Here is a 10,050-nt window from a genome sequence, read left to right as displayed (position 1 = left end):
GTCATGCCGACTTCACCAGGCAGTAGGTCTGGGCTTCGATTCCGTTCGCTGACTGTTCTTCACGGACGATTCCGTTCACGGTGACGCGGCATCCAATCTGATCTCCGTCGGCCCGCGCCATCAGGTTCGCGCTGACCGTGGGCAACGTGGTCGACAGGGTGACCGACCACGGCAGCGACGCGGTGATCGTGTGGACTTTGGCGTCCGGGTCGAAGTAGCTGATGAGGGCCGTGTCGCCCGGTGAGCCGTAGACGTCGTACACCATGACCTTCGGGTTGAACTGGACGATTTCGATGCCCGAGCCGGCGTTGGCGTTGAGGTCCTGGGAAGCGAATTGGCCGTGCAAGCGATAGACCACCAGACCGGAGACCGCCAGTACGACGACCAAGACCAGGGGGATCCACAGCTTCTTGACCCCGCGACCGATCGGATTGTTCTTCACATCGACGCCTTCCGGTGATCGTCGTCGGGCGGGCAACCCGCATTGGCGGCGAGCCTGCGCAGGATGGGAAGCGCAACGTTGGCCGAGAGCTGCAGCGCGTGCCGCTCGTCGGGCGTCAGCGTCTCCAACAGTTCGCCGAGGCGTTCCCTGCGCAGGCGTCTGCGGTCGTCCAGGGCATCCTGGCCCACCTCGGTGATGCCGACGAGAGTGACCCGCCCGTCCTCGGGATCGGCGGTGCGGGTGACGAATCCCTGCCGCTCCAGCCGTGTGATCAGCTGAGTCATCGACGGTTGACTGATGCCCTCCTTGGCGGCCAGGGTGGTCAGCCGGAGCGGACCTTCCCGGCACACCCTGTTGATCGCGAACAGGGCGGAGACCCCCAAATCGGTTCTGTCGGTCAGGAACCGGGCGGTCAGATCGACGGCCTGATCGAGGAAGCCGCCGACGCACTCACCGGCGACTCGTTCGCCCGACTCGTCGTTCACCCGCTAGGTATATCACCCAGCCTATGCAGTGGCGAATCGGCGGTGGACGCAGGACCTTGACAGAAAGTTCACAGAAAAGACGCCATGGCTTGGTGCCCCCGATTGCGGCGCGCCGGTTGAACTTTCAGTCCCGGGAATTCGACGCCGCACCGGTGGCCAAAGCTCTCTGCAAGGCGCTTCCCCTGGCTGTGCATAACGTGCGCTATGTATCTGGGGCGCGCTCGCCGGGACGTCAGCGCAGCGCGTCGCCGAGCACCCGGAGCAACCGGTCGACGTCGGCGGCGGTGTTATAGGGCGCCAGACCGATCCGCAGCCCGCCCGCGTCGCCGAGGCCGAGCAGCCTCGCCGCCTCGTAGGCGTAGAACGACCCGGCCGGTGCGTTGACGTCGTGCTCGGCGAGCGCGGTGCTGATCTCGGCGGCGTCGCGGCCCTCGAAGGTGAGCAGCAGCGTCGGGGTCCGTCGACTGGCCTTCGAGTGAATGCGCACTCCCGCAAGCGCTCTCAGGCCCGACTCGATCCGTTGACGCAGCGCGTCCTCGTGGACCTCGAGGGCGCCCAGGCTCGCGACCAGCCTCTCGCGGCGTGAGCCGGCGGCACCGGTCATGCCCGCGAGGAAGTCGACCGCGGCCGTCGCGCCCGCCATCACTTCGTATGGCAGCGTGCCCAGTTCGAAGCGCTCCGGAACCCGATCGGAGGACGGCAGCAGCTTGGCGGGTCGCAGCTCGGCCAGCACGTCGGCCCTGCCGGCCACCACTCCGCAGTGCGGGCCGAGGAACTTGTAGGGCGAACACGCGAAGAAGTCGGCGCCGAGGTCGCGGACGTCGACGGCCCCGTGCGCGGTGTAGTGCACCCCGTCGACGTAGAGCAGCGCGCCCGCGGCACGAGTCAATTCGGCGATGCCCCGCACGTCGGGCATCGTGCCGATCAGGTTCGAGGCTGCGGTCACCGCGACGAGGCGCGTGCGGTCGGTCAGCTGCGCCGCGACGGCGGCCACCGGGAGCTCGGAGGTGTCGGGGTCGAAGTCCACCCACCGGACGGTCGCACCCGCCGCTGCCGCCGCGATCACCCACGGTCGCACGTTGGCGTCGTGGTCGAGCCGCGTCACGACGACCTCGTCGCCAGGGCCCCACCCGGCCGCCAGCGTGCGCGACAGGTCGAAGGTCAGCGCGGTCATGCTGCGCCCGAAGATCACCTCGTCGGGGTCGGCGTTGAGCAGATCGGCAAGTGCGGCACGGCATTCGACGACGATCGCCTCGGCGTTGCGCGCGGCGGCCGTGGCGTTCCCGCGGTTGGACAGCGGCCGCAGCATCGCGTCGCGAACGGCGTCGGCAACGGCGGTCGGCGTCTGCGAGCCGCCCGGCCCGTCGAAGAACGCGGTTCCGCCGGCGAGGGCGGGGAAGTGGGCGCGGACCGCCTCGGCGTCGAAGGCGGTTGTGGTGTCGCGTTGACCGGTCACCAACGAAGTCTGACCCACGCCAAGCGCGCCCGCAGCGGGCGGCATACTCGTGTCGTGGACACCAAGCAGTTCTGGACCGACGCCGATCGACACGTGGTGCGCTACGGGGCGGCCTTCGTCCCGCGGGTCATCAAGCGGGCCAATGGAAGTCATGTGTACGACGAGAACGGGGCCGCGATTCTCGACTTCACCTCGGGGCAGATGAGCTCGGTGCTCGGGCATTCGCACCCCGACGTCGTGTCCACGGTGTCGACGGCGGTCGCCACCCTCGACCACCTCTACAGCGGAATGCTCAGCGAGCCGGTGGTGGAACTGTCGACCAAGCTCGCAGCCACCCTGCCTGACTCGTTGAGCAAGGTGCTGCTGCTGACCACCGGCGCCGAGTCCAACGAGGCCGCCATCAAGATGGCCAAGCTCTACACCGGCAGGTACGAGGTGGTGTCGTTCGACCGGTCGTGGCACGGCATGACCTCGGGTGCGGCGTCGGCGACGTTCAGTGCGGGGCGCCGCGGCTACGGCCCGCCGATGCCTGGCAACCTGACCCTGCCGACGCCGAACGCGTACCGGTCACCGTTCCGGCATTCCGACGGCAGCTACGACTGGCGCACGGAGCTGGAGTACGGCTTCGCGGCGGTCGACGCGCAATCCTCTGGCAGCCTCGCCGCCTGCCTCGTCGAGCCGATCCTGTCCTCGGGCGGCATCATCGAACCGCCGCCCGGTTACCTGGCCCGCCTCTCCGAACTCTGCGTCGAACGCGGGATGCTCCTGATCGTCGACGAGGCGCAGACCGGAATCGGCCGCACGGGAACGATGTACGCACTGGAACGCGACGGCGTCGTCCCGGATCTTTTGACGCTGTCGAAGACTCTCGGCGCCGGTCTGCCGGTGGCCGCCGTCGTCACCACCGACGAGATCGAATCCGTCTGCCACGAACGGGGTTTCCTGTTCTTCACCACCCACGTGTCGGATCCGCTCGCCGCGTCCGTCGCACTGACGGTGCTGACGGTCGTGGAACGCGACGGGCTCGTCGACCGGGCCGCCATCCTCGGTCGGCACCTGGGAACCAGGCTGGCCGCGCTTCACGAGCGGCACGAGCAGGTCGGCGACGTGCGTGGCCGGGGGCTGTTGCAGGGCATCGAGCTGGTCGCCGACAAGGTGAGCAAGGCGCCCGCCGACGACCTCGGAGCCAAGGTCACCGCCGAGTGCCTTCAGCGGGGGCTGCACATGAACATCGTGCAGCTGCCCGGCATGGGTGGCATCTTCCGCATCGCCCCGCCCCTGACGATCACCGACGCCGACCTCGACGCGGGACTGGACATCCTGTCCGACGCGCTGGCGGCCTGCCTGTAGTCAGGAGCCCAGCCGGGCGGCGAGAGCCGACCCGAGCCGGTGCCCGGACAGCCACGCCGACTCGATGCGCGGCGCACCGGACGGGCACCACGAGTCGCCGGACAACCCGAGCGGGCGCCCGGCGTGGTCGGTCAGGCCGAAGGCGTCTTCGCCGTGAGTGGCAACGGGTTTCGCGAACGTCCAGCGGTGGGCGTGGGTCCACACCGGGGGTGCGGTGACGTCCATGACCCGGCGGAGCGCGTCGAGGACCGGTGCCACCGCGTCGTCGGGATTCTGCAGATGGGCGCTGGCGCGGTCGGCGGTGGTGTGCACGACGAGGACCGCGGCGCCGTCACCGCGTCGCGAGCCGTCGTCGGCGACGGTGGTGACGTCGGCGTCGTCGTTGACGAAGGCCGCGTCAGGAAAAGGCCAGCAGCGCTGCTCCCAGCCCGCCACGACGGTGATCACGGGTTCGTAGTCGACCCAGTCGGCGGCGTCCGGTGCCAGGCGGGCGGCCTGCGGATCGGGCATCGCCAAAACGATTGCGTCATGGTCCAATTCGTCGAGGGAGTCGACGACTCGTTCGCACCGCACGTCGTCGGGCAGCGCCGCCCGCACCAGGGACCGAAGCCCGCCGGGTGTGGCGTACCGCATTGGGCCCGAGGTGCTCCTGCGGCCGTCGGCGGAGAACACGTCGAGCGTGTCGGTCCAGTCCCGCACCAGCTTCTGGGCCGACCATCGCTCTACGGCGGCGACGAAGTCGGGCTCCTTCGCCGTGAAGTACGCGGCACCCAGGTCGACCCGGCGGCCGTGCAGCTCCGGCGACGCCATCCGCCCACCCGGCGCGCGGCCCCGTTCGATCAGGTCGGCCGAGATGCCGTGCTCGCGAAGGACGCGGGCGCACACCGCGCCGGAGATACCTGCACCGACGACTGCGACTCGCGAGGACATGGCTTCCAACCTAGTTCGGGACGACTAGCTCGGGACCACGACGGCGTTCGGCGGCCGACCGCCGTTGGCGAAGACGTCGATCTGGTCCATGGCGATGCGCAACGCCCGGTCCCACGCACCTTCGGTGCTTCCGGCGACGTGCGGTGTCAGCAGGAGGTTGGGCGCGGACCACAGCGGGTGCCCCGGCGGCAGCGGTTCCGGGTCGGTGACGTCGAGCGCGGCGCGGAGCCGGCCCGAGGTCAGCTCCGCGATCAACGCTTCGGTGTCGACGGCATTGCCGCGGCCGGCGTTGACGACCACGGTGCCGTCGCGCAGCCGGCTCAGGAACGCGGCGTCGAGGAGGCGATAGGTCTCCTTCGTCGCAGGAAGCATCGCGACCACGGCGTCGGCGTCGGGAAGCAGTGCGTCGACGTCGGCGAGCGCGACGACACCGTCGCGGGCCCGTTGGCCGACGAGCGTCACCTCGACCTCGAACGGTGCGAGCCGCGCAGCCAGGTTGACGGCCAGATCGCCTGCGCCGAGAACCACGACGCGCTTGCCGATCAGCGTCTCGGTGTCCTTGAAACCCCAGACACCGTCGGCCTGCAGGGCGCGAAACGCCGGCAGGTCGCGATAGATGGACAGCAGCACCGCCACCGCCCACTCCGCCGTCGAGCCGCCGTGCGCGCCACGCCCGTTGGAGAGCATCACGCCGTCCGGCAGGTGGGGCACCCACTGCTCATAGCCGGCGTTGAGGGTCTGGACGAGGCGCAAATTCGGTAGGTCGACGAACCGGGCTCCGGTCGCCGCGGCGTCGTCGAACCCCACCACGACGACGTCGGCGTCGAGGTGCTCGGACGGCCACGGATCGCCGGGCCGGTAGAACGCCGTCGTCAGGCCCTCCGATGGGGCGGGAAGTTCGAGGCCGAGGTCGTCTGGGACGAGCACTTTCACGGTGTCCACGCTAGTTCTGTCCGGGCTACAGATACGGGTCGGCCCACGCGCTGATGATTCGTGCCGCCCTGGCGGCCTGGTTCTTGCCGGTCAGCAGGTGGTCGGCGCCCTCGAGGGAGACGAAGCTGCGCGGGTGCCGCGCGGTGCGGAAGATGTCGCTGGCGTTTTCGATGCCGACGGTGTTGTCGGTGGGGGAGTGCATCACCAGCAGCGCCCGGCGCAGGGTGCGGATGCGCTCGCGCAGGTCGGCGGCGCGGACGTCCTCGATGAAGTGCCTCTTCAGGGTGAGCGCCTTGCCGCCGGCGAGGAACGGCGCCTCTCCGTCGGCCTCGATGAGGTGGACGAGGGCGTCGTAGTTGTGCTCGACGTGCGCGGGTTCGTACGGCGCCCCGATGCTGGCCACCGCGGCAACGGTCTCGCATTCGTGGGCACCGGCGATCGCGGCGGCGCCGCCGAACGAGTGCCCGACGAGCACGCGGACCTCCCGGCCGGTCCCGTTCATGAACTCGACCGCCCGCACGGTGTCGGCCACCTTGTGCGAGAAGGACCCGTCGCCCCAGTCGCCGTCGGAGTCGCCGAGGCCCAGGTTGTCGAAGCGGAGCATCCCGATGCCGTCTGCGGCCAGCTGCTTGCACATCCGGCTCGCCGCCGGGCTGTCCTTGCCGAGGGTGAAGCCGTGGGAGAAGACGCCCCACCCGCGGGGCTCGCCGACGGGGACGTCGACCAACCCTCGCAGGATGGGTCCGGTGCTGCTGGGGAAACTGACGGGCTCGGCCACCCTCGAGATCTTGTCATCGACGGGGGCGCCGAGTGCCGACATCGAGCAGGAGTGAGATGGATGCCACGCGGGGCGGTCATTCCGCGGCGGCGAGTTCCTTCTCGGCGACCTCATCCGTGTCGTCCTGCGCAAAGTGGCCTTCGTTGAACTTCCGGACGGCCCTGATCTTGTTCATCACGTCGAGTGCGGCGACCTTGTAGGCCTCGGAGAACGTCGGGTAGTTGAGGATCGCGTCGACGAGGTAGTCGACGGTGCCGCCGCAGCCCATCACCGCCTGACCGATGTGCACCAGTTCGGTGGCGGCCGTGCCAAAGATGTGGACTCCGAGCAGCTTTCGGTCCTCGGTCGACACCAGCAGTTTCAGCATGCCGTAGGAGTCACCGGCAATTTGGCCGCGCGCCAACTCACGGTAGCGGGAGACTCCGAACTCGTAGGGGATCGAATCCTTGGTCAGCTCGACCTCGGTGGCGCCGACGAACGACAACTCGGGAATCGTGTAGACGCCGATCGGTTGCAGCGCGGTCATGTCGTTGGCCGGCTCGCCGAACGCGTGATAGGCAGCCAGCCTGCCCTGGTCCATCGACGTTGCCGCGAGCGCGGGAAAGCCGATCACGTCTCCAACGCTGTAGATGTGGTCGACCTTGGTCCGGAAGTGTTCGTCGACCTCGATGCGCCCGCGATCGTCGGTGGCCAACCCAGCCGCGTCAAGGTTGAGCCCGTCGGTGCGCCCGATGCGTCCCGCCGAGTACATGACGGCCTGGGCGGCGATCTGCTTGCCGCTGGCCAGGGTGGTCAACGTGCCGTTCGGCGAGACGTCGACGTCGGTGACCTCCTCGCCGAACCGGAACGTGACGGCGGAGTCACGGAGGTGGAAGCGCAGGGCCTCGACCACCTCGGGGTCGCAGAAGTCGAGCATGGTGTCGCGCTTCTCGACCACCGTGACGTGGCTGCCGAGCGCGGCGAAGATCGACGCATACTCGATGCCGATCACGCCAGCGCCGACGACGACCATGGACGTCGGGATGAAGCCGAGGTTGACGATCTCGTCGGAGTCGAGCACCCGTTCCTCGTCGAAGTCGACTCCGTCGGGTCGTCGCGGGGTGGTGCCAGTGGCAATGACGATGAAATCGCCTGTCAGCGTGCGATGTTCGGCGGCTTGGGCGCCCTCCACCCTGACGGTGTTGGCATCGACGAAGCTGCCGTTGCCGATGTGCAGGTCGACGTGGTTGCGCATAAGCTGGTTGCGGATGACGTCGACCTCGCGGTCGATCACGTGCGAGGTCCGCTGGTGCAGATCGGCGGGCGTGATGTTCTCCTTGACGCGATAGCTCGCGCCGTAGAGTTCGCGCTGGTTCATCCCAGTCAGGTGCAGCACCGCCTCGCGCAGCGTCTTCGACGGGATGGTGCCGGTGTTGGCGCACACGCCTCCGACCATGTGGCCGTGCTCGACGATGGCCACCTTCTTGCCCAATTTCGCCGCAGCCAAGGCCGCCTTCTGCCCGCCAGGGCCAGAGCCGATCACGATCAGGTCGTACTCAGTCTCACTCGCCATGAGTGGGGCATACCCACATATCGACATTGGATCGCGAGATGAGGACACGGTTTCGCCAGGACTGCCGGCATGTTTCGAGTGCTACGACTGGGTAAATTTTGGGATCCCAAAATCGGGCCGACGGCACGTGGGGTGGCCCTCGTGTGCGCGCTGAGCTGTGCCGATCCCGATTGCGCGACGGATTCTGGTTCGTGCCCGTTGCGTTGACATCGACCTCCCGCCGGATCAGTCTCTTTTGGGATCCCAAATTGGGACCGCAGCGAGGAGGCCGGAGTGACGCACGACGCGATACGACTGGGCTTCATCTGCCCGTCGTCGAACACCGCGTTCGAGCCCGCCGCCTGGGCGCTACTCGCGGACCGGGCGGCGATGCACGTCACCCGGGTCGGGGTCACCCGAATCGCCCTTGGGCCGGACTCCGACGACCAGTTCGACGTCGCGGGCATGGAAGCCGCCGCCCTACTGCTGGCCGAGGCCAGGGTCGACGTCGTCGCCTGGGCAGGCACGTCGGGCTCGTGGCTCGGCGTCGACCGCGAGCGGGCCCTGTGCGACGCGCTGTCGGCCGCGGCCGGGGTGCCCGCGACGACATCGACGCTCGCCGTCCTCGAGGCCTGCCGGACCTACGGCGTCGAGCGCCTCGGGCTGGTGAGCCCATACACTGCCGACGTCTCGGCGCGCATCGCAGAGGAGCTGGGCCGCAACGGCATTGAGGCGGTGAACCAGCAGTACCGCGGTCTCGCCACCAACTACGACTTCGCATCGGTCGGACCCGCCGACGTCGCGTCGATGATCGCCGCGGCGGCCCACGGCGCCGACGCCGTGACCGTGATGTGCACGAACGTCGACGGGGTGGCGCCCGCGGCGCGGGTAGGGGCGCAGCTCGGCACGCCGGTGTTCGACTCGATCGGCGCGACCGTGTGGCATGCCGCCGGCCTGGCCGGCGACGACGCCCCGATACCGGCGCTTGGGGAGCTCGGCGTCAGCGGCCAACTGCGCGCGAAGATGCAGGCCCTCACCGAGCGACTGCGCCACCAGACCGGGGGCGACCGCACCACGCTGCGCATCGATCTGCCTGCGGCCGGCTGCTCGGTCGGCACGTGTGCGGCCGAATCGCACGGCACCAAGGTGCGCTCGATCCGCCGCGACGCCACGCTGCCGCAGCGCGATCTCGAGACCGTGCGCTGGATCGAGCAGCACCGCCGAACGCTGGTGCAACCCGACTTCGCGACCGCGCCCAAGCCACCCCAGGCACTCGTCGACGTGTACGGCGTTCGGGCGCAGATGCTGGCACCGGTGCAGCACGGCGCCGACATGGTCGGGTGGTTGTCGGTGCACAGCCTTGCAGAACGCCCATGGACCGACGCCGACCAGCTCGCCGTCGAGGTGGCGGCTCGCGAGACAGAGGCATTGCTGGCCGCCCACCCCCACCTGGTCACGGTGTGACGTGGCGACCCCGATACTGAAGCCCATGACGGGCACTGGCCGACAGAACGGCCGACCGCTGCGCGAGTTCATCCGCGACGCCATCCGGGATCGCATCTCCGACGGCACCTATCCGCCCGGCACCCGGCTGGTCGAACGCGATCTCGCGACCGACTTCGAGGTGTCCCGGCTGCCGATCCGCGAGGCCCTGCGCATGCTGAACACCGAGGGCTTCGTGGAGATGCTGGCCACCAGGGGCGTCATCGTCCGTCAGCTCTCCCGCGTCGACGTCGAGGAGCTGTTCGACGTTCGCGAAGCCCTGGAGTCCACGGCCTTCGGCAAGGCGGCCGAGCGCGCGACCAAGGACGACGTCCGGCGCTTGGAGGCGTTGGCGCGCAAGGCCGAGCGGGCCGTCGAGACCGGCGACCGTGGCACCGTGTACGCCTGCAACGTCGAATTTCACGACCTGGTGCCGGAGATGGCGCGCAACAAGTTTCTGGTGCAGATGCTCGAGCCGATCGAGGGACGCCTGCACTGGATCAACCTGCAGAACGACGAACCCGACGTGCTGTGGGCCGAACACCGAATCATGCTGGAGGCCTTGATCGCCGGTGACGCCGGTCGCGCCCGCCAGCTGTCGTACGAGCACATCGAAGTGAATCGTGCCCGGGTGCTGCACCACCTCTTCGGCGCCCCGTAAGT

9 protein-coding genes and 1 pseudogene are annotated in these 10,050 nt (G+C 68.9%); 3 read left to right on the top strand and 7 right to left on the bottom strand.

All coding sequences use genetic code 11. The features are described from left to right. Position 1 precedes the first annotated feature (1 nt). The 3 genes from B1790_RS15105 to B1790_RS15095 form a co-directional block, all read right to left on the bottom strand. Entirely contained in the window at positions 2-442 is a 441-nt protein-coding gene (locus B1790_RS15105) for an MmpS family transport accessory protein (protein ID WP_079924044.1), read from the bottom strand. Then, a complete protein-coding gene (locus B1790_RS15100) occupies positions 439-927 on the bottom strand; it encodes a MarR family winged helix-turn-helix transcriptional regulator (protein WP_233165136.1) in 489 nt (162 codons plus the stop codon). Before B1790_RS15100 ends, B1790_RS15105 begins: the two co-directional genes overlap by 4 nt. A gap of 232 nt (positions 928-1,159) precedes the next feature. Then, positions 1,160-2,383, bottom strand: coding sequence for a cysteine desulfurase-like protein (locus B1790_RS15095; protein WP_198952016.1), 1,224 nt, complete (start codon positions 2,381-2,383; stop codon positions 1,160-1,162). 54 nt (positions 2,384-2,437) lie between these two features. Between B1790_RS15095 and B1790_RS15090 the strand changes: the two genes are divergently transcribed. Then, a complete protein-coding gene (locus tag B1790_RS15090) occupies positions 2,438-3,733 on the top strand; it encodes an aspartate aminotransferase family protein (RefSeq protein ID WP_079924043.1) in 1,296 nt (431 codons plus the stop codon). Here the strand turns inward: B1790_RS15090 and B1790_RS15085 are convergent, their stop codons facing one another. The 4 genes and pseudogenes from B1790_RS15085 to sthA all read right to left on the bottom strand — a co-directional run. Further along, positions 3,734-4,663: an NAD(P)/FAD-dependent oxidoreductase gene (locus B1790_RS15085; protein WP_079924042.1), complete on the bottom strand. Its 930-nt coding sequence runs from the start codon at positions 4,661-4,663 to the stop codon at positions 3,734-3,736. Positions 4,664-4,687: 24 nt separating this feature from the next. Continuing rightward, positions 4,688-5,596: a 2-hydroxyacid dehydrogenase gene (locus B1790_RS15080; RefSeq protein ID WP_198952015.1), complete on the bottom strand. Its 909-nt coding sequence runs from the start codon at positions 5,594-5,596 to the stop codon at positions 4,688-4,690. Between the two features lie 25 nt (positions 5,597-5,621). Further along, entirely contained in the window at positions 5,622-6,374 is a 753-nt protein-coding gene (locus tag B1790_RS15075; RefSeq protein ID WP_079924070.1) for a S9 family peptidase, read from the bottom strand. Between the two features lie 145 nt (positions 6,375-6,519). Next, a pseudogene (sthA, locus tag B1790_RS15070) lies at positions 6,520-7,926 on the bottom strand (Si-specific NAD(P)(+) transhydrogenase); the annotation flags it as partial. Positions 7,927-8,199: 273 nt separating this feature from the next. On the opposite strand from sthA, the gene B1790_RS15065 reads away from it, so the two are divergent. Next, positions 8,200-9,369 carry a GAF domain-containing protein gene (locus B1790_RS15065; RefSeq protein WP_079924040.1) on the top strand — a complete coding sequence of 390 codons (1,170 nt, stop codon included), beginning with the start codon at positions 8,200-8,202 and terminating at the stop codon, positions 9,367-9,369. A gap of 25 nt (positions 9,370-9,394) precedes the next feature. Continuing rightward, the gene (locus B1790_RS15060; RefSeq protein WP_142271322.1) at positions 9,395-10,048 is read left to right on the top strand and encodes a GntR family transcriptional regulator; all 654 of its coding nucleotides are present in this window, start codon (positions 9,395-9,397) and stop codon (positions 10,046-10,048) included. Positions 10,049-10,050: the final 2 nt, after the last annotated feature.

It is taken from the genome of Mycobacterium sp. AT1 (genome assembly GCF_002043095.1).
Taxonomy (GTDB): Bacteria; Actinomycetota; Actinomycetes; order Mycobacteriales; family Mycobacteriaceae; genus Mycobacterium.
The sequence above is the reverse complement of the archived record's forward strand: the minus strand, read 5'-3'. Positions and strand labels throughout refer to the sequence as shown.

Coding starts and splice junctions, on each gene's coding strand:
- B1790_RS15085 (WP_079924042.1), bottom strand. CDS start 4,663: ATGTCCTCGCGAGTCGCAGTCGTCGGTGCAGGTATCTCCGGCGCGGTG.
- B1790_RS15060 (WP_142271322.1), top strand. CDS start 9,395: ATGACGGGCACTGGCCGACAGAACGGCCGACCGCTGCGCGAGTTCATC.